This is a genomic window from Pseudomonas sp. NFR16, from assembly GCF_900108875.1.
GTDB lineage: Bacteria > Pseudomonadota > Gammaproteobacteria > Pseudomonadales > Pseudomonadaceae > Aquipseudomonas.
This window is the reverse complement of the sequence record NZ_FNYJ01000001.1, coordinates 1,368,077-1,386,660: the sequence shown is the minus strand read 5'-3', so window position 1 is coordinate 1,386,660 and position 18,584 is coordinate 1,368,077. Positions and strand designations below refer to the sequence as shown.

Here is an 18,584-nt window from a genome sequence, read left to right as displayed (position 1 = left end):
ATCTCACATGCCTCACGCCTTTAAAGTCGGCGACCACGTGCGCTGGAACTCGGACGTCGGCCATGTCGTCGGCAAAGTCACCAAGGTGCACACCCAGGATGTCGAATTCATGGGCCGTCATCGCCCCGCTTCAAAAGACGAGCCGCAGTACGAGGTGAAAAGCGACAAGACCGGGCATTCGGCGATGCACAAGGAAGCCGCGCTCGAGAAGGTCTAGCCCGAGCGCCGCGCGCCTCTGTCGTCCGCTTTATTTGGCCCGTAGTTCGTACCCGACGGCCAGGGTTTCCAGAGTAAAGCGGTCGGCAATCATCCCGCAGTAGCTGGTCCGTGCCAGATATGCGCCCGGCCCGTTGAGGTAAGCATCAATGTTGGCCACTTCTTCACACGACTCGAAATTCCGCCCTTTGAGCAGGCCGCTGGCCTGTGCCGAGCGCAATGCGCCGTTGGGCGTCCAGTCGGCGATGATCAGCGCACCTTCCGGGGCGGATTTTTCGTAACTGCGCACGAACTGCTCGGCCGAGCGGTCGCGCAAGTACGGTGCCATGAAGTAGTGAATATCGTCGCGGAATGGCAGGGCTTCCTTGTGCGTGGGCAGCGTGACGATGCCGCTTGCGTAAATCGCGTACACCGCCAGAATCGTCACCGGCCCGCTCAGCGGCGCAGCGTTGCTCAGACCGTCTGCGTTCCTGCGCTGCAGCCAGGCGTCCAGTTGCATCACCCCGATAATGCTCAGCAACACCGCACCGGGCAGAAAGAACGTGAAACGGTCGGTGACGTTGTACGACACCGCGAAGATGAAGTTCATCATCGCCGCGCACCAGAGCAGCCGGAGCTGCGGGCGCTTGGGGAACAGCAGCAGACCCACCAGTTGCGGCCCGATCAGCGACAGCATGAGCAGCGCCACAGAGTTCTTCTCGTGCCACATGTCATCGAAGCGGAACAGCGACCCCTGCCAGCTCTGTTCGGTGGTCTTGTCGGGAATGCCGATCAGGTAGCGATGGGCGATATCGATCAGCCCCAGACCGCTTTGCATCTCGTGAAGGATTCCCGGAATCGCCACGGCAAAACCCAGCGCGAAGCCCGGAACGGTCATCAGGATGCGCGCCTTGTGCTGCCACAGCAGTTGCAGGTAGAGCGGGAAGAGCACAATGAACGTCAGTTGATGGATGCCGGCTGCCAGGCCCGTCAATACGCCGATGACGAACAGCGTAGGCAGCGCGCCCATTCGTTGCCGGTCGCAGAAATGCAGCATGTACGCCAGCGTCACCAGCAGCGTGTGCAGCAGGTAGACCTCGGCCTTGGTGGAGACCCAGAATACGCAGTGGCACAGCACGGCGGCAGCGATGGCCAGCAGCGCCTGCCGGGTGTTGGCGCCGACGCCTCTGGCCAGGCGGAAGATCGCCCAGCCCAGCGGAATCAGCAGCAGCGAGTTCATCAGGCTCAGCACAAAAGGGCCGAAGCCTGCGAAGAGCGCGGTGGTGACGAACAGGTAAAGCGGGTGATCCAGCGGCCCCAGGGTTTCGCTGAAATAGCGGCCTTCGGAGGCGTCGGCCAGGAACATGCCGTTGTCCATCCACTGAATCGGACCGCTGGACGCGAGAAAACTGGCGACGATCGCCCCGATCACCAACAGCGCGGGAATCAGTACCGACGCTCGATAACGCATGACTGCCACCATGACTTGCACTCCTTGTCCCTGTTTTACGTTGGAAGCGTTACTGAACCGGTTGGCCCTGAGGCGTTGCCTCGCCTTTGAGCTTGAGTAACATCACTGCGCCGATGGCCACGGCGAACCACAGCGTGGCCAGACGGATCAACACGGTGGCGGCGACCGCATCGGCGCTGCTCATGCCTTTCCAGACCAGCAGGCCGACCATCACGGCCTCCGCGCCGCCGAGGCCGCCGGGCATGAAACTCACCGCCCCCGCGAGCATCGCCAGCGCGTAGACGAACACCGCGAACGTCAGCGGAATGTCCGCGCCCATCCATTGCAGGATCCAGTCGAAGGCCAGCGCCTCGGCGCTCCAGGCGATGACGCTGAGCATCGTCAAGCCCAGCATCAAGCGCAGTCGATGGCATTGCTGGGCGTGCATCAGTACCTGCAGCAGATGGCGCAGCAGGCTGATCACTTTGCCGCCCTCGGTCGGCACCATCAGCGTCAGACGTTCCAGCAGACGACGCTGCGACAGCACCACCAGCCCGACGACCACCAGCGCCACGCCCACGACGATCATCGGCATCGCTTCGGGGTACAGCGAGAGGCCGAACAGGGTCAGCAGCACCACGGCGAACAGGTCCGACAGGCGTTCGCTGAAAAACGCCGCGAAGCTCTGCGGATACGGCACGCCCCAGCGCTTGAGCAGCACGCCGCGCAGGGCTTCGCCGGCCTTGCCGGGCGTGGTGGTCAAGGCGAAGCCGGCCAGGTAGATATTCAGGCTTGGGCGCCACGGCATCGGATGGCCGAGCACCTTCAGGTACGCCTGCCAGCGCACGAAGCGCAGGCCGTAATTCACCGAGGACATGAACAGCGCGATAAAGATACCGATCAGGCCGACCTCGCTCACGGCGGCACCCACCGCCTGCCAGCCGCCCCACAGGGAAAAGCCCAGATAGCCCAGCGCCGACCCGACCACCGACAGCACCACCGCCCGGTAACGCCACCCGGACAGATGCGGCGAGCCGTTCACAGGTTGAGCCTCTTGAAAACCGGCTGCGGGATCGAGCGGATGACCCACATGATCAGCGCCCAGAAGCCCGGCGCGTACAGCGTCGGCACTTTGTTGGCGATGCCTTTGACGATCCGCTGCGCGACCTGGGCCGGTTGCGCGAGCAACGCCGCCGGCAGCGACAGGCCTTGGGTCATCGGCGTGTCGACGAAGCCCGGCTTGATGGTGGTGACGTGCACACCCAGCTTGAACAGGCGCGCCTGCAGGCCCTCGCAATACGTGGAAACCGCCGCCTTGGCGCTGCCATAAAGGTAGTTCGAGGGCCGACCGCGATCAGCGGCCACCGACGAAATGATCGCCAGGCTGCCGCAACGCTGGGTTTCGAATTGCATGGCCAGACAGGTCAGCAGCGCGATCACCGAAGTGCAGTTATTGGCGAACTCGCGCAGCGCCAGTTTCACGTCCCGTTCGCAGGCCTTCTGATCGGGCAGGGTGCCGTGGGCGATCAGGGCGATGTCGATCTGGCCCAGCGCCGTCAGGCACCGGCCGAGCATCAGCGGGTGGGCATCGATGTCGTTGGCGTCCATCTCATGCAAGGTCACGTTGCTTGCCCCACGCGCCTTGAGGTCGGCGGCGGTCTGCTGGAGTTTGTCGACGTTACGCGCGACCAGGAAAAAATCGCTGCCTTCACTGGCCCACAGACGGGCACAGGCGCTGGCGATGGCCGACGTGGCACCGATGATCAGGACTTTTTTTACGGCTATCTGCTTCATAAGATCACACGGCTCCAGAAACGGGACATCAGGGACGGATCGCGCAGCGCTTCCAGTCGCTCCCAGGCGGGATACGCCTGACGAAAGTCGGCGCCGCTCATATGGGCATCCTTGGCCGGATACAAGCGGCCTCCCGCGGCCCGGACGATGTCGTCCAGGCGCGGAAACACGACGTTCTCCAGCTGTTCACTCTGGGGAAAGTCCAGTGCCAGCGAGGTGCCTGACATCGGAAACGACAGCAGGCCCGGCGAGCGAAGGTCGCCACAACGCTTGAGCACGGCCAGAAACGAGCCTTGTCCGGCGTCGGCGATGGCGCGCAGCAATTCAGCCATGGCCGGCGCCGCGCTGGCCTGTGGCACGACGCACTGGTACTGCTGAAAGCCGCGCCGGCCGTAGATGCGGTTCCAGTGCAGAATCCGGTCCAGCGGATAGAAAAACGGTTCGTAGGCGCTGCGTCCGCGGGTGCGTTGACTCGGGTGCGCGCGCCAGTACAGGTTGTTGAAGGCGCTCAGGGACAGTCTGTTGATCAGCGAGACGGGTGGCGTCAGCGGCACGCTGAGTTTCTTGCGCTGGCCGACTTCCAGCGAGCCATACTGCGCGTGGTCGCCGACGATGAATACGCCGCGTCCGGTGTCGGCACCCTTGGCCAGGCAATCGATCCACGCCACGCTGTATTCATGATGATCATCGAGTTCGGCAGAGAGGGCGAAAAACTCCGCCAGATTGGCGAAGCGCACGGTGCTGGTGTCGATCTGACTGGCACGGATCGGTATCAGTTGGATCTGCGCCCAATGGATGATCCCCGTGAGCCCGAGGCCTCCGATGCTGGCGCTGAACAGCGGGGCATTGGAGTCGGGCGCACAGGTCAGCTCGGGCTGCCCGTGGCGCAACAGGCCGAAACTCAGCACGTGGCGGCCAAAGGTGCCGCGCACGTGGTGGTTCTTGCCATGTACGTCGTTGGCGATGGCGCCGCCCACCGTGGCGAATTGCGTGCCTGGCGTGACCGGCAGGAACCAGCCCTGCGGAATCGCGACAGCCAGCACTTCGGCCAGGGTGATGCCTGCTTCCACCTTGATCACTCCCGTGGCCCAGTCGGCCTCGATCAGGCGGTCCAGCGAACGCATGTGCAGCACCTGATCGCTGGCAGCCAGGCAGCTGTCACCGTAACTGCGGCCGTTGCCATAGGGCAGACTGCTGCGGTGGTCGCCAATCACGCGGTCCAGATGCTCCGGCAAGTCGTCCAGCCACACGCAACTGTGACCTCGCTGCGGACTGCGGGGAAACCGTCCCCAGGAATACAGCGGCGCACTCATGCGGCGATCCAGAACATCAGCAGGAAGGCGACGCCGATCAACTGGCTGGTGCGGTCGCGGATGGCGAACACCACCGGATCTTCATTCATCTGCCCACGATGGGTAAGCATCCACACCCGCGTGACCCAGAACAGCAGCAGCGGACACGCCAGCCAGATCACGTGCGGCGTCACATACAGTTCGGTGGTCTTGGCGTCCTGGATGTACAGCGCCAGCACCATTACCGCCAGATACCCCGACGACGCGCCAAGCGAGGCGATCATGTCCAGATCACCGGGGTAATAGCCACGACCGCGGGCAAAAGTATTGACCTCTCTGGCACGGGCATCGCGCAGTTCGGCATAGCGCTTGACCATTGCCAGGCTGAGGAAGATGAACATCGAAAACGCCAGGATCCAGAACGTCAGCGTCAGGTTGAAGGCGGCGACGCCAGCGATGATCCGCGCGGTGTAGAGCATCGCCAGGACGATGACGTCCCAGGCCATCAGGCGCTTGAGCTTCAGCGAATACGCCAGCGTCAGGCCGTAATAGGCGGCCATGACCGCCGCGAACTGCCAGGGCAGTAGCAACAGCGCGGCGCCGAAAGAGACGATCAGCAGCGTCGGCACCAGCATCAGCCCGGCCTTAATCGATAGCCGGCCGCTAGCGAAGGGACGATTGCATTTGCTTTTGTGATGGCGGTCGTCGCACAGGTCCAGCAGGTCGTTGAGCACGTAGACGCTGGAAGCGCACAGGCCGAAGCACAGGAATGCGATCACCCCATCGCGCATCAGGTCCAGTTGCGCCAGACGATGCGAAGCGAGGAGGGGCACGAAGATCAGCGCATTTTTCAGCCACTGGTGCAGACGCAACGCTTTGCGCCAGTCCCGAAGCGCCGGTGTGTTGGTGTGAAGGGTCGGCTCGACCTGGGTCATGGCCTCGACGCGGGATTCGACGCCGGAATCGGGATTGACCACATACGCCTGACGCGACACTTTCCAGATCGGCAGATCATCTTTGGAGTTGCCGATATAGTCGAATCCGCCCTCACCAAAGTGGGCAACCAGCAAGTCGCGCTTATGCGGACCGGACAAGTTACGGTTGGTATTAGAGGCCAGCACCAGATCAAATAACTGCAAGTGTTCGGCAATACGCTCGGCCAGACTGACATGACTCGCGGTGGCCAGCACCACCATGCGTCCGCTGGCTTTTTCGCGCTGAATCATTTCGATGATCTGCGGGTCGTAAGGCAGCACGGACACATCGATTTCGGTATTCAGCGCCAGGCCTTCCTTCAACGCCGCCTTGCCTTTGAACAACCAGCCGAGCACCTTGAACGCTTTCAGCGGCTGGCTTCGCACAAAGGCCATTGCCGTTTCCATGAGCAGATCCGAACGCAACAACGTACCGTCCAGATCGACAACCAAGGGTGGGAAAGTTTCAAGAACTCGTCCCTGAATTCTGGCCATAGCGAGTGCTCCTTTAGGGTCGAGCCGACTATAAACAAAATTGATTTTCAGCAACTTCATTTAAATTAAAGGGCCGTACAAACCCCGTCGGGCACTTGGCGCCAGAATAAAAAGACGGTTAAAGCATTACTCGCGATGAACGTTGTTTCGCCATTGAAACAGTCGGCTGCCAGTTAATTGGCGATCAACTAATGACTGCTTGAAAGTGTGATGAATTCAAGGGTTTCCATGCGAGGCAGATTCAGCAGTGCGAAGAAAAAGGCGAGAGGCTGTCGTTGCGGGGCGCAAACGCAGTCATAATGACCGCGTTTTTTCGGCTGCTTGCCTGTCCGCGTCTGGAGTCTCGATGACCAATCCGCTTCTGCTGGCGCTCATACCGCTGGTCGCCGACCTGTCTCGCGACCTGCCTGACCATGAGCGTTACCGTCGGCTGCTGCGTTCCCTGCGGCAGTTGCTGCCGTGCGACGCGGTGGCGCTGCTCAAGCTCGAAGACGATGTGCTGGTGCCGCTGTCGGTCGAAGGCCTGAGTCCGGATACCCTGGGTCGGCGTTTCCGGCTGGGCGAGCATCCGCGGCTGGACATCATCGTGCAGCACCGCGAACCCACGCGTTTCTGTGCCGAAAGTGACCTCCCGGACCCTTATGACGGTTTGGTGGAAGGGGTGCACGGTGATCTGGAAGTGCATGACTGCCTGGGCTGCCCGCTCTACGTGCAGGACAAACTCTGGGGGCTGATCACCCTCGATTCGCTCGATCCTGCCCGGTTCGGCAGCGTCGATCTGGATAACCTGCAGGCGTTTTCCAGCCTGGCAGCGGCGACCGTGATGGCCAGTGAGCGGATCAGCCAGCTCGCCCGCAACGTCGAGGACCAGCGCCAGTTGGCCGAGGTCTACAAGCGGGCAGCCGGCGGGCGCGGCCCCCGCGAATTGATCGGACAGAGCGCCGTGCACCGGCGTTTGCAGCAGGAGATCCAGTTGGTCGGCAACAGTCCGCTGACCGTCCTGATCACCGGTGAAACGGGCGTCGGCAAAGAGCTGGTTGCCGAAGCCATTCACCTGCAGTCACCCCGCGCGCAGAAACCCCTGATCAGCCTGAACTGCGCGGCGTTGCCGGAGCTGCTGGTGGAAAGCGAACTGTTCGGCCACGTCAAAGGCGCATTCTCCGGCGCGGTGAGTGGGCGCAGCGGCAAGTTCGAACTGGCCGACGGCGGCTCGATCTTTCTCGACGAAGTGGGCGAACTGCCGCCGCCGGTTCAGTCCAAGCTGCTGCGCGTTCTACAGAGCGGCCAGTTGCAACGGGTCGGTTCCGATCAGGAACACCATGTGGATGTGCGGATCATCGCCGCCACCAACCGCGACCTGGCCGAAGAAGTGCGTGCCGGGCGTTTCCGCGCCGATCTCTACCATCGCCTGAGCGTTTATCCGCTGGTGGTGCCACCGCTGCGCGAACGCGGGCGCGATGTCCTGCTGCTGGCCGGGTATTTTCTTGAAGAGAACCGTGCACGCATGGGCCTGCGCAGCTTGCGCCTGAGCGCCGATGCGCAGAAGGTACTGCTCGGTTACCCATGGCCGGGCAACGTTCGCGAGCTGGAGCACCTGATCAGCCGCGCCGTGCTCAAGGCGCTGTCGGCCCACGCCGAGCGACCGCGCATCCTCACCATCGAGCCTCAGGCGCTCGGCCTGGACGGGTTGCCGACGTCTGGCGTGGGGACGCCCGAGGTGATCGGGCCGGCACCGGTGATCAAACCGGGAGTAGGGCTCAAAGAAACCGTCGACGCGTTTCAGACGGTGCTGATCAACGACGCGCTGGCTCGCCATCAGGGCAAATGGGCGCAGGTCGCCCGCGAGCTCAACGTCGACCGCGCCAACCTGAGCCGCCTTGCCCGTCGACTGGGGATTCGCTGAACGGCTGACATCCACTGTCTGGCTGGAGGGCGCCAGAGACCTGTGCGTTTCACAGGTCTCTGCTCACCGCGTCAGCGATGGGCGATGTCTTCCAGTGCCAGGTTGCGGGTTCTCGGACCGAACACGCCGATGGTGATCATCACGATCAGCATGCTGACGACAATGAACGTCAGTACGCCCGGCGTACCGAAATGGTCCAGAAACAGTCCGATCAACAGGCTGCTGAACACGGTCGACAGGCGGCTGAACGAATAGCAGAAGCCCACGGCACGGGCGCGGATGTTGGTCGGGAACAGCTCGCTCTGATACGAGTGGTAGCTGAAGCTCAGCCAGGCGTTGCAGAACGTGATCATGACCCCGCAGAAAATCAGCCCTGCCGCCGTGCTCTGCTGCGCGAACAGCGTGCCGAAGATCATCGCGCCCAGAGCCGAGCCGACGATCTGCCATTTGTTCTCGAAACGGTTGGCGAACTTGACGAACAGCAGCGGGCCCAGCGGGTAGGCCAGGGTGATGATGAACGCATAGGCCAGGCTGTGCGTCACGCTGACGCCCTGGCCTGAGAGCAGCGCCGGCAGCCAGTTGCCGAAGCCGAAGAAGCCGATCGCCTGGAATACATGAAAGACGATCAGCATCAGCGCGCGACGTCGATAAGGCGGCTGCCAGATGTCGGCAAACCGGCCATTGCCTTCGACTGCGACGTTGTGGGTTTCCGGGGCGTCCAGCGCCTGGCCATGGTCACGCAGGCAGCGCGCCTCCAGGTCATCCATGATCGTTTCGGCTTCGGCGAAGCGACCCTGCTGGGCGAGCCAGCGCGGCGACTCCGGCAGGCGCGAGCGCAGCCACCAGATGAACAGCGCGAACACCGCGCTGGCAAACACTACCCAGCGCCAGCCCGCGATCCCTAACGGGTCCTGCGGCACCAGCCACCACGACATCAGCGCCACCGACGGCACCGACAGAAACTGCACGAAGAAAGCGAACGCGAACGCCGAACTGCGCATGCGCTTGGGCACCAGCTCGGACAGGTAGGCGTCGATGGTCACCAGCTCGATGCCTAGGCCGATCCCCACCAGAAAGCGCATGCAGATGATGCCCAGCGGCGTCGTCTGCAGGCCCATGAGCACGGTCGCGACGGTGTACCAGATCAGCGCGAAGGTGAAGATCGCGCGGCGGCCGAAACGGTCGGCGATCGGGCTGAGCAGGCTGGCGCCCAGAAACAGGCCGAGAAAGGTTGCCGAGGCGAACGCGGCCTGATCGGAGAAGCCGAATACGCCTTGCGCGCCGGTGGCAAACAGGCCGCTGCGGATCAGGCCGGGGCTGATGTAGGCGGTCTGGAACAGGTCGTACAGCTCGAAAAAGCCGCCGATGGACAACAACGCCACCAGCTTCCAGAGGGTCGCTACGGCGGGCAGCCGGTCGATGCGGGCGGAAATCTGCGCGGCGCGGATCGGGTCGATGCCGTCGGCCGTGGCGGCGGCGGTGTCTGAAACGTGAGTAGGGGAATGCATTATTGTTTTTCCGGATCCAGGGGACGACGCATGTTAGAGCGACAGAGATTCAAGACAAAACATTTCTGCGAGTTTAAGCTCCATGGCTGAACGCCACCCTGTATCGGATTCCTGTGAAGTACAAACTCCCCACAACCGCCACTGCACCTTTCTGTCCGTCCGCGGTGACCGACAGCGTCGCCATCCCGGCCAATGCGTCATTCCTGCGCAAATTGCTGCTGTTCGTCGGGCCTGGGCTGCTCATCTCCATCGGCTACATGGACCCCGGCAACTGGGCGACCGCCATCGAGGCCGGCTCGCGCTTTGGCTACGCGTTGCTGTTCGTCGTGGTGCTGGCGAGCCTGTCGGGCATGGTGCTGCAGAACCTGTGCTCGCGCCTGGGCATCGCGACCGGTCGCGATCTGGCGCAGCTCTCTGCGCAGCGCTACAGCCATCGGGTCGGCATGGGGCAATGGATTCTGGCCGAGCTGTCGATTCTGGCGACGGACCTGGCCGAAGTGCTCGGCGCGGCGCTGGCCTTTCATCTGTTGCTGGGCGTGTCGATTACCACGGGCGTGGCGCTGACGGCGTTCGACACGATCATCGTGCTGGCCTTGCAGGGCGCCAACTTCAGGCGCCTGGAGGCCATCGTGCTCGGCCTGATTGCCACGATCGCCACGTGTTTCTTCATCGAGCTGGTGCTGATCAAGCCGTTCTGGCCGGATGTCGCGGCCGGCCTCAAGCCCTCGTGGGACGTGCTGAGCAATCAGGAGCCGCTGTACATCGCCATCGGCATTCTGGGCGCAACCGTGATGCCGCATAACCTGTACCTGCACTCGTCAGTGGTGCAGACCCGGGTCAACGGCACGTCCGAACAGAGCAAGGCCAGCGCCATCCGTTACGCGCGGGTCGACACCATCGCTTCGCTGAGCCTGGCGCTGGTGATCAATGCGGCGATCCTGATTCTGGCCGCCGCAGCCTTTCACGGCAGCGGTCATGCCGACGTGGTGGAAATCCAGGACGCCTATCATCTGCTCGATCCACTGGTAGGCGGCACGCTGGCCAGCATCCTGTTTGGCGTGGCATTGCTGGCGGCCGGGCAGAGCTCGACGTTCACCGGGACGATTGCCGGCCAGGTGGTGCTGGAAGGCTTTCTCAACGCCAAGATTCCGTGCTGGCAGCGCCGTCTGATCACGCGCGCATTGGCATTGATTCCGGCATTGGCGGGCGTGATCTGGTTCGGCGACGGCGCCGTGGGCAAGATGCTGGTGCTCAGTCAGGTGGTGCTCAGTCTGCAGCTGCCGTTCGCACTCTGGCCGTTGATTCGCTTCACCAGCGACAGGCAATTGATGGGGCCGTTCGCCAACAGCACCCTGACCAGAATCCTGGCGTGGGGGCTGTTCGGCCTGATCTCGGCGGCCAACCTGGCGCTGATGTACTTCTGGGTGAGTTGAGCGGCGGAAGACTTGCCGCCGTGCGTAACCGGGTGCCAAGGGCGACGCCGTGCCTCAACTGAGCAGTATCCCCCGGGCCATGCCGGTGGCAGCGATCACGATGATGACCATCAGCGCTGCCTCCATGTGACTGATGCGGGCGAAGCGACGTGACCTGGACGTGTCGATGGTCTGTTGCTTCTTGAATGCGATGCGCCATTTGATCAAGGCGAACATCGGCACGATCTCCAGCGCCAGAATGGCGACGAAGGCGGTCATTTTCAGGTGAAACAGCGGCTGGTGCAGGTAGTAAAACGAGCCTTTCTCCAGCCCGCCGAAGGCGCGAAAGGCGCCGGTGATGAGCAGGATGCCTGCCGAGACACCCCATATGTTGTCCACCACGAACACGTCGCGAAAGGATCGGGGATCGTCGGCGCGCAATCGCCGCAGTGCCCGCCCCCGAGCCAGTACCGCTGCCAACGCAAATCCAAACGCCAGTAAATGTAACGCAGCCAGTACCCACTTGATGATCATGACGCAACTCCCCCGAGCCGTTTCCGAAGCGAACTTCTACAGAGCAAGCGTAGCGGGTGGCTGACGTTATGCGCGCCCGGCAAGATGAAAGAAACGCAGCGCCGGGCAAGATGCAAACCGTCGTCATTTGTCATGCTCTTCGCGGATGTGCCGAGTGTGCCGCGTGCGCGGATGCACGAAATCGAAATAAAACGCTGTCATCCCCAATACTGCAATCGCGCCAATAATCATGAAACCGATTTCCGAGTTTTCCACGTGAGTTATTCCAGACTGGCCCCAGGCCGACCTCCTATTCATGCGCATTGAAGCCAGACACTTCAATGAATACGACGAACTCTTTACGCATGATTGGATAACGTTGATGCGGGTATTATGGCGGCCACTACCGGGCGGTATAAAACAACCGCGGCTCGCAGTTTGTCGGCGCCGAAACAGCTCATGCCATCAAACTCTTTGTGGCTGACCGGCATGTATTGGCAATCCATCGCCTGACGTTGTTGACTGTGATCGATATCAGGGTCGTGCAAGTAAACGAAATCGCTGTCGCACCCTGTTACCAGCACCCAGTGAGGGGCTTTGGAGCGCGTGAGTCGGTAACTGCTGATCAACACCAGGGCGAGACCGTTGTGCTGTTGCAGCGCGTGCAGGTCGAGCGGCAGGTTGCCCAACTGACGCACCGGACTCTGCGCCAGTTCGCGGCTGAACTCCTGATGCACCAGACGCATCACCTCGCGTTTTTCCTCGCTGCGCACGCCGGCGAGAAACAACGGCCCTTGCACCGACACCTGCAGACCGACATCAAACCCGCGTCTGAGCGCCGCCAGTGCCAGGCCTTGCGGGCTGCAACCCCCGTGGCCGGAGGTCATGAACACCGTGGTCGCTTCGCGCCATAGCTGCAGTTCCTCGTGGCGCTGCATCGCGCGTTCGGGCTGCAGCGCCTTCATCGCCATCAGCAGGCAGGCCGGGCCGCAGCTGAAATCCAGGGTTTGCGCGTAATAAGGCACATGGCGGGTGACGCCGACGGCATGCTCGCGGATGCGCTTTTCATAGCGCAGCGCACAGGCGTGGTCTTCGTAGTAATCGTCGATCCGGTCGAACAGGCGATAACCGTTGCGTTCGTACAGGCGGATGGCAGGGGCGTTGTCGGGCCGCACTTCCAGGCGCAGGTAGGCGCAGTCGCGCTCCCGTGCATGTTGCTCCGCCTGCGCCAACAGCTGCTGGCCGAGGCCCTGGCCGCGCGCACGCTCGCTGATCGCCAGCGAATAGAGCCGTCCCAGCGAGGTGCCGCGATGAAACAGCAGCAGCGCATACCCGGCCAGATGGCCGTCGCCCTGGGCGACGATCAACCGGGCATTGGCGCGACTGACCATCCAGTGAAAACTGCGCGCATTCAGTCGGTCGGTTTCAAAGCACTGGTTTTCCAGGACCAACAACTCATCTACGTCGGAAAGTTCGGCGAGGCGATAAATAAAGTTCATGTCGACAACCGTAAAGAGTGAGTAACGAAACGGGACATTTCTACAACGCCATGGTTAATAGAAAGGACTTGGTTCCCGAAGGATCTACTCATGAATGCGGTGCCGGTGAAGACCGATGAAGTATCGACACACTCTCAGCGTTCGGCAACATTTAATATTGAACCGCTGAAAGCGCTCTCCACACAGAGTCAACTATTGATCGTGGTCGAGCGCCTGGAAGACTGGTCTTCCTACTTGCCCAGTGATGACCTGATCACGGCGCAGGATTATATGGAAAGCCCGCCACAGACCCATGTCGGACAGCGTGTGCAGGTCATTAACCTGTGTCGCAGTTACCGGTACCTGGGCCATGGTTACTATTGCTCGCTGCTGGCCGAAGCCCGGGGTCATCACGTGATTCCATCGGTGAAGACCATCAGTGAGCTGGCGCGCAAATCGCTGTACGGTCTGGCGCTGGACGACCTGGACAAACGGCTGGAGCACGCGTTGCGTGACCATCCCTATGACGAGACCGAGGGTTTTACGCTGAGCCTGTATTTCGGCCAGACCGACCTCGTGCCGTTGCAGGATCTGGCGCGCCAGCTGTTCGAAGCGTTCCCCGCACCGATCCTGCTGGTGCAGTTTCGCAAACGCGAGCACTGGCACGTGGTCGGCATCAAGACGGGGGCGATGACGCGTCTGCGCGACGATCAGCAGGATCAGTTCGCGCAGTCGCTGGACAGTTTCAGCCGCAAGATCTGGCGCCAGCCGCGTTCGCGTCGCACCTACCGCTACGACATGGCGATTCTCCACGACCCGCAGGAGGCGCTGCCGCCATCCAATTCCAAAGCGCTGGAGAACTTTATTCGCGTCGGTCAGCAATTGGGCATGGATGTCGAGTTGATCGAGAAGAAGGACTATTCACGCCTGGGTGAATACGATGCCCTGTTGATCCGCGAGACCACCCGCGTCGACAACCACACCTACCGTTTCGCCAAAAAGGCCGAGAGCGAAGGGCTGGTGGTGATGGATGACCCCGCGTCGATTCTGCGCTGCACCAACAAGGTCTACCTGACCGACTTGCTCAAGCGCCGCAACCTGGGCATGCCCGCTACCGAGATTCTGTACAAGGAGCGCCCGGACGACCTCGCGCGCGTGGCCAGCCGGCTGGGGTTTCCGCTGGTCCTGAAAATCCCTGATGGTTGCTTCTCCAAGGGGGTGATCAAGGTGCAGGACGCCCGGCAGCTGCAGGATGCCGCCGACCAGCTGTTCGAGCAGTCGGTGCTGTTGCTGGCGCAGGAATACCTCTACACCGAATACGACTGGCGAATCGGCGTGCTCAACCGCAAGCCGGTGTTTGCCTGCCAGTACTTCATGTCCAAGGGCCACTGGCAGATCTACAACCATAAGGCCAAGGGCGCCGAGATCAACGGCGAGTGCCGGACTCTGGCGGTTCATGACGCGCCCAAGGCCGTGGTGGAGCTGGCCGTGAAGACCGCCAATCTGATCGGCGACGGCCTGTACGGTGTCGACCTCAAGCAGTCGGGCGATCGGGTGGTGGTCATTGAAGTGAACGACAATCCCAATCTCGATGCCGGGATCGAAGACGCCTGGTTGCAGGACGATCTGTACGCGCTGGTGCTCGAGGAGTTCATCCGCCGTCTCGACGTCAAGCGTCGCGGCCTGGCGGGCTGATGCCGTGATAAAGGGGCATCGCCTTGAGGCGGGCGCGTTGCGCGAGTGTGCCGAGCCGGACGCTACTGTGCTGTGGTTCAGCCAGCCGGATGCGCAGGAGAGGGCGCGTCTGCTGGAGCGTTTTCAACTGGATGACCATGCGCTGGCGTCGGCGCTGGATCCGGATGAAGTCGCGCGGATCGAGTTCCACCCCAACGGGCTGTTCATGATCTGGAAGCGTCCGGAAAATTATTCCGGTCAGGACAGCTTCTGCTTTGACGTGTCCTCATTCGGCCTGCTGCTCAGCCACGACCAGATGGTGCTGATCTGCGCCGATGACCGCCAGCTCGGCGAGCTGGATCAGCATCGGCCGATGCAGGAGCCGCTGGACGTCTTGCTGCAGGTGTTGTTCAACAATATCCATCACTACCTGGGCCACTTGAAGGTGATCAAACTGATCGCCCGGGAATTGCAGCAGCAGTTCAACGCCTCGATGGACAGCCGCCATCTGGTGCAGATGTTCAACCTCAGCGAGAGCCTGGTCTATTACATCAACGCCATCGACAGCAATGGCTCGGTGCTGACCCGGCTGCGCAATCATGCGCACAAGCACCACTTTTCCAGCGACAGTCTGGCGCTGATCGAAGACATGATCATCGAGAACGAGCAGTGCCATAAACAGGCGAACATCTATTCCACGGTGTTCGCCAGCCTGATGGACGCACGGGGCAATCTGGTCAACAACAACACCAACAACCTGCTGCGCAAACTGACGCTGATCAACGTGGTGTTCCTGCCGCTGAACCTGCTGGCGGGCATCGGCGGAATGTCCGAATACAGCATGATGACCACGCCGCTGCCCTGGTGGATCAGCTACCCGGCCCTGCTGGTCGGCATGGCTGGGCTGGGCACGGCCATGGTGGTGGTGCTCAAGCGCATGGCCAGGATTCGCAGCTGAAGTTGAAGGCCTCACCGGACCGGTGAAGGTCACATCACCACGCGGGACGGCGCGCCGGCTTTATCCGGCTCTACCGAGGCAATGCGCATGATTGTAGGACCGGCTTCAGCCGGGAAAGCGTAAGTGGCCACACTGCAAACGTGATGTCCTGCGCACTGCCATCTTCCCGGCTAAAGCCGGTCCTACAGAGACACTGCGCATATTTTGTAGGACCGGCTTCAGCCGGGAAGGCGTAAGTGACCACACTGCAAAAGTGATGCCCCACACGCTGCCATCTTCCCGGCTAAAGCCGGTCCTACTGAACCGCCGCGAGGCCTCGATCACGCCTTATCGGTGTGGGGGAAGCCGGCCACTGGTGAGGGTGTCGAGCTTGTGGTTCGGGTCAGGCGCATCAGAGCGTACCGCTACGGATGCAACGTGTTCCCGGCCGTCGCATCACGCCGCCAGTGACCGCGGGCAATCAATCCGACGCCTGGAGCCCTTTCTGCTTCATCACCAGGTTCTTTTCCTTCTTGTACTGCAGCGCCACTTCCGGCGCCGGACCGCTCTTGCCGGTCTCCATCCACAAACGCATCCGGCTGGCATCGGCGAAGTGGGTGTATTTGCCGAAGGCATCGAGAATCACCACCGACACCTGACGATTGGCCATGCTGGTCAGCAGCACAAGACAGTGCCCGGCCTGGTTGGTGAAACCGGTCTTGGTCAGTTTGATGTCCCAGTTCGACTTGCGCACCAGGTGGTCAGTGTTGCTGAAACCCAGGGTGTAGGTGGGCTTGCGGAAAGTCACGGTCTTTTCCGGCGTGGTGCTCAGTTCCCGCAGCATCGGGTAGCTACGCGCGGCAAGCGCCAGTTTGGTCAAATCGCGCGCAGTCGATACGTTGAACACTGAAAGGCCGGTCGGCTCCATGTAAACGGTGTGACTCATGCCCAGTGCCTTCGCCTTGGCGTTCATGGCCTTGATGAAGGCCGGGTAGCCGCCCGGGTAGCTGTGCGCCAGGCTCGCTGCCGCGCGGTTCTCCGAAGACATGAGGGTGATTAGCAGCATATCGTGGCGGTTCAACTCGCTGCCCAGCTTGACCCGGGAAAACACGCCCTTCATTTCAGCGGTCTGCGAGATGTCGACCTTGATCATCTCGTCCATCGGCAGCTTGGCGTCAAGGGTGACCATGGCGGTCATCAGTTTGGTCACCGAGGCGATCGGCACGATGACGTCCGGGTTGCTCGAATACAGCACCTGACCGGTCTGCAGGTCGGTGATCATGGCGCTGCCTGACGCCAGATGAAGGTTGGCAGGGTCGCGATTGAAAGCGGCGGGTTCGTTCGCAAGGGCACCGGTGGAAAGTGCCGAGCCTGTAAGTGCAAATAATAGGCCGATGAGTGATGTGCGAATTTTCAAGAGCAGAGCTCACTTAATTGATGGAAACACCATGGAACGTCGTACTTATTGAAGGACGACAACAAGATCGGCGCATTTTAGGAGCATGTTTCCAGAGATGTCGATGGGGCTTCGCGCCGTTTCGTCAATAAAAGCGGCTCGTATGGGTGGCGTTCAGGTTACCGGGTAAAAAAGCCTGTATTTAAAAGGGTTGGATCGAATATTCATGGCACTCGCGACAGCCACCGATTAGCATTCCACGCCATTGAATCGTCTTGCCACATTGAATCAGGAGTTGCGCAATGCCCAAGGGGTTTATCAGCAAGGACTACACCGTGCCGGTGTTCGCCGCAGTGATCGTCGCGGTGCTCTTGCTAGCGATCGGTCTGTTCGCCAGGTCTTCGGACTGGGCCGGTTGGGTTCAGGCCATCGGCTTGATTGCGGGGCTGATGGCAGCCGTTGCCGTGCCCGCCATTCAGAAGCGCGACGACCTTGCATTCCAGCGCAAGCAGGTGCGCGACCGCGAGACCGGCTATGCCCGGCGCATGCAATACCTGTGTGGTGAACTGAGCGAATTGCTGGCACGCATCACCGTCAATCTGGTGCATCTACGCGCCAGCGACCGGCACCGCCAGCAACGCACGCTCGACGACTTCCTGCATCGGCTGTTCGAGTCACACAAGCTGGATCAGAACGACGACCGCATCGTCATCGCCCATGAACTGCGTCTGGTCGCCAACGACCTGATCGACGAAATGGAAAGCGGTCGCTCGGATCGCGTCGTGCTTGCTGCTCTGGAAAAACGCTTGCAGAAGCTCGCCCATCGCTGCCAGGTCAATGTCGCCCTCGCTGAACGGGGCTGAATCCGGCCAGGTATTTCAGGCAAAAAAAAGCCCGCGTCAGGGGATGCGGGCTAAAGGGAAGTGCGGAGCAACGCACGATTTCAGGGAAGAGCGAATTCGGTTTCAGCTGTTGAGCTGACGGGTTTCGATCTGTTGCGACAGTGCCTGCGCAGCTGGCAGCGACGGCAGAGGGCCGCTGACGGGCTCACCGTCCTGCATCAAGTACCAGCACGCCAACAGGCCACGTTCACGAAGTTGAGCGGGAACTGCGCTGCCGATTACCGACATGATTTGAACCTTGGTCATAAGTGCCTCCATCAATCTATGGGGCTACTTTACGGGGCCGGGTCCGCAGGCAGAAATCACTGCTCTCGATAGTCGTCATTGACGCGGAACGGGTGCAGCCGCCTGATACCGTAGGGGCTGACGGCAGGGCGGGGCGTGTGCAAGGGAGGCTAGGCGTGGCTGGAACTGCCCGAAGTGTGGCGCGTCAGTCAACGACCTGATCGAGCATGGCGACCACTTCTTCCTCCGACAGCAGACCCTGTTCCACCAGGTTCTGCGCCAGCAGCGACAGGAACTTCGCCGTGCGGTGACCTTCCAGACTCTTGAGTTCGGTGAGCGCGTTGTAGACCTTGCCCGAAGTGCAAAGTCCGGCGGTGCGGTGCGGATTCTGTGTCGGCATTGGACGTACCTGTTGTTATTGAAGGCTGGCGCGACA

General features: G+C 61.5%; 18 protein-coding genes. 6 read left to right on the top strand and 12 right to left on the bottom strand.

The genetic code is table 11. From position 1 onward, the window contains the following. Positions 1-7 precede the first annotated feature (7 nt). The gene (locus tag BMZ10_RS06290) at positions 8-217 is read left to right on the top strand and encodes a hypervirulence associated TUDOR domain-containing protein (protein ID WP_093459141.1); all 210 of its coding nucleotides are present in this window, start codon (positions 8-10) and stop codon (positions 215-217) included. Positions 218-247: 30 nt separating this feature from the next. Here BMZ10_RS06290 and BMZ10_RS06285 read toward each other — a convergent pair whose 3' ends face one another. From BMZ10_RS06285 to BMZ10_RS06265, 5 genes are read right to left on the bottom strand one after another with little or no spacing between them, the layout of a single operon-like run. After that, a complete protein-coding gene (locus BMZ10_RS06285; RefSeq protein WP_256214371.1) occupies positions 248-1,678 on the bottom strand; it encodes a glycosyltransferase family 39 protein in 1,431 nt (476 codons plus the stop codon). A 37-nt stretch (positions 1,679-1,715) separates the two neighbouring features. Beyond that, on the bottom strand, positions 1,716-2,687 hold the full coding sequence (locus BMZ10_RS06280) for a lysylphosphatidylglycerol synthase transmembrane domain-containing protein (protein ID WP_093459140.1): 972 nt from the start codon (positions 2,685-2,687) through the stop codon (positions 1,716-1,718). Beyond that, positions 2,684-3,439, bottom strand: a complete 756-nt coding sequence (locus tag BMZ10_RS06275; RefSeq protein WP_093459139.1) for an SDR family oxidoreductase — start codon at positions 3,437-3,439, stop codon at positions 2,684-2,686. The genes BMZ10_RS06280 and BMZ10_RS06275 overlap by 4 nt, the downstream gene beginning before the upstream one ends. Continuing rightward, positions 3,436-4,752, bottom strand: coding sequence for an FAD-binding oxidoreductase (locus BMZ10_RS06270; protein ID WP_093459138.1), 1,317 nt, complete (start codon positions 4,750-4,752; stop codon positions 3,436-3,438). Before BMZ10_RS06270 ends, BMZ10_RS06275 begins: the two co-directional genes overlap by 4 nt. Then, positions 4,749-6,200, bottom strand: coding sequence for a UbiA family prenyltransferase (locus BMZ10_RS06265; RefSeq protein WP_093459137.1), 1,452 nt, complete (start codon positions 6,198-6,200; stop codon positions 4,749-4,751). Before BMZ10_RS06265 ends, BMZ10_RS06270 begins: the two co-directional genes overlap by 4 nt. Positions 6,201-6,546: 346 nt before the next feature. On the opposite strand from BMZ10_RS06265, the gene norR reads away from it, so the two are divergent. Then, positions 6,547-8,103: a nitric oxide reductase transcriptional regulator NorR gene (gene norR / locus BMZ10_RS06260; RefSeq protein WP_093459136.1), complete on the top strand. Its 1,557-nt coding sequence runs from the start codon at positions 6,547-6,549 to the stop codon at positions 8,101-8,103. Positions 8,104-8,174: 71 nt separating this feature from the next. On the opposite strand, the gene BMZ10_RS06255 is transcribed toward norR, so the two are convergent. Continuing rightward, positions 8,175-9,611, bottom strand: a complete 1,437-nt coding sequence (locus BMZ10_RS06255) for an MFS transporter (protein WP_093459135.1) — start codon at positions 9,609-9,611, stop codon at positions 8,175-8,177. Positions 9,612-9,724: 113 nt separating this feature from the next. On the opposite strand from BMZ10_RS06255, the gene BMZ10_RS06250 reads away from it, so the two are divergent. After that, on the top strand, positions 9,725-11,044 hold the full coding sequence (locus BMZ10_RS06250) for an Nramp family divalent metal transporter (protein ID WP_093459134.1): 1,320 nt from the start codon (positions 9,725-9,727) through the stop codon (positions 11,042-11,044). A 54-nt stretch (positions 11,045-11,098) separates the two neighbouring features. On the opposite strand, the gene BMZ10_RS06245 is transcribed toward BMZ10_RS06250, so the two are convergent. The 3 genes from BMZ10_RS06245 to BMZ10_RS06240 all read right to left on the bottom strand — a co-directional run bounded on the left by BMZ10_RS06245 (position 11,099) and on the right by BMZ10_RS06240 (position 13,035). Beyond that, a complete protein-coding gene (locus tag BMZ10_RS06245; protein ID WP_093459133.1) occupies positions 11,099-11,557 on the bottom strand; it encodes a DUF2214 family protein in 459 nt (152 codons plus the stop codon). A 123-nt stretch (positions 11,558-11,680) separates the two neighbouring features. Then, a complete protein-coding gene (locus BMZ10_RS27975; RefSeq protein WP_256214368.1) occupies positions 11,681-11,812 on the bottom strand; it encodes a hypothetical protein in 132 nt (43 codons plus the stop codon). Positions 11,813-11,895: 83 nt separating this feature from the next. Further along, positions 11,896-13,035, bottom strand: a complete 1,140-nt coding sequence (locus tag BMZ10_RS06240; protein WP_093459132.1) for a GNAT family N-acetyltransferase/peptidase C39 family protein — start codon at positions 13,033-13,035, stop codon at positions 11,896-11,898. A 90-nt stretch (positions 13,036-13,125) separates the two neighbouring features. Between BMZ10_RS06240 and BMZ10_RS06235 the strand changes: the two genes are divergently transcribed. After that, positions 13,126-14,709, top strand: a complete 1,584-nt coding sequence (locus BMZ10_RS06235) for a RimK family protein (protein ID WP_093459131.1) — start codon at positions 13,126-13,128, stop codon at positions 14,707-14,709. Between the two features lie 4 nt (positions 14,710-14,713). Next, entirely contained in the window at positions 14,714-15,646 is a 933-nt protein-coding gene (locus BMZ10_RS06230) for a magnesium transporter CorA family protein (RefSeq protein ID WP_177182051.1), read from the top strand. 460 nt (positions 15,647-16,106) lie between these two features. On the opposite strand, the gene pbpG is transcribed toward BMZ10_RS06230, so the two are convergent. Next, a complete protein-coding gene (pbpG, locus tag BMZ10_RS06225; RefSeq protein WP_177182050.1) occupies positions 16,107-17,042 on the bottom strand; it encodes a D-alanyl-D-alanine endopeptidase in 936 nt (311 codons plus the stop codon). Between the two features lie 281 nt (positions 17,043-17,323). Here pbpG and BMZ10_RS06220 point away from each other — a divergent pair, with 281 nt between their 5' ends. Continuing rightward, on the top strand, positions 17,324-17,884 hold the full coding sequence (locus BMZ10_RS06220) for a hypothetical protein (RefSeq protein ID WP_093459128.1): 561 nt from the start codon (positions 17,324-17,326) through the stop codon (positions 17,882-17,884). 102 nt (positions 17,885-17,986) lie between these two features. Here the strand turns inward: BMZ10_RS06220 and BMZ10_RS06215 are convergent, their stop codons facing one another. Together BMZ10_RS06215 and BMZ10_RS06210 are read right to left on the bottom strand one after the other, a co-directional pair. Further along, positions 17,987-18,169 carry a hypothetical protein gene (locus tag BMZ10_RS06215; protein ID WP_093459127.1) on the bottom strand — a complete coding sequence of 61 codons (183 nt, stop codon included), beginning with the start codon at positions 18,167-18,169 and terminating at the stop codon, positions 17,987-17,989. A gap of 184 nt (positions 18,170-18,353) precedes the next feature. Then, positions 18,354-18,548, bottom strand: a complete 195-nt coding sequence (locus BMZ10_RS06210) for a hypothetical protein (RefSeq protein WP_093459126.1) — start codon at positions 18,546-18,548, stop codon at positions 18,354-18,356. Positions 18,549-18,584: the final 36 nt, after the last annotated feature.

Coding starts and splice junctions, on each gene's coding strand:
- BMZ10_RS06255 (WP_093459135.1), bottom strand. CDS start 9,611: ATGCATTCCCCTACTCACGTTTCAGACACCGCCGCCGCCACGGCCGAC.
- BMZ10_RS06275 (WP_093459139.1), bottom strand. CDS start 3,439: ATGAAGCAGATAGCCGTAAAAAAAGTCCTGATCATCGGTGCCACGTCG.
- norR (WP_093459136.1), top strand. CDS start 6,547: ATGACCAATCCGCTTCTGCTGGCGCTCATACCGCTGGTCGCCGACCTG.
- BMZ10_RS06235 (WP_093459131.1), top strand. CDS start 13,126: ATGAATGCGGTGCCGGTGAAGACCGATGAAGTATCGACACACTCTCAG.
- BMZ10_RS06220 (WP_093459128.1), top strand. CDS start 17,324: ATGCCCAAGGGGTTTATCAGCAAGGACTACACCGTGCCGGTGTTCGCC.
- BMZ10_RS06290 (WP_093459141.1), top strand. CDS start 8: ATGCCTCACGCCTTTAAAGTCGGCGACCACGTGCGCTGGAACTCGGAC.
- BMZ10_RS06265 (WP_093459137.1), bottom strand. CDS start 6,200: ATGGCCAGAATTCAGGGACGAGTTCTTGAAACTTTCCCACCCTTGGTT.
- BMZ10_RS06245 (WP_093459133.1), bottom strand. CDS start 11,557: ATGATCATCAAGTGGGTACTGGCTGCGTTACATTTACTGGCGTTTGGA.
- BMZ10_RS06270 (WP_093459138.1), bottom strand. CDS start 4,752: ATGAGTGCGCCGCTGTATTCCTGGGGACGGTTTCCCCGCAGTCCGCAG.
- BMZ10_RS06215 (WP_093459127.1), bottom strand. CDS start 18,169: ATGACCAAGGTTCAAATCATGTCGGTAATCGGCAGCGCAGTTCCCGCT.
- BMZ10_RS06210 (WP_093459126.1), bottom strand. CDS start 18,548: ATGCCGACACAGAATCCGCACCGCACCGCCGGACTTTGCACTTCGGGC.
- BMZ10_RS06240 (WP_093459132.1), bottom strand. CDS start 13,035: ATGAACTTTATTTATCGCCTCGCCGAACTTTCCGACGTAGATGAGTTG.
- BMZ10_RS06285 (WP_256214371.1), bottom strand. CDS start 1,678: ATGGTGGCAGTCATGCGTTATCGAGCGTCGGTACTGATTCCCGCGCTG.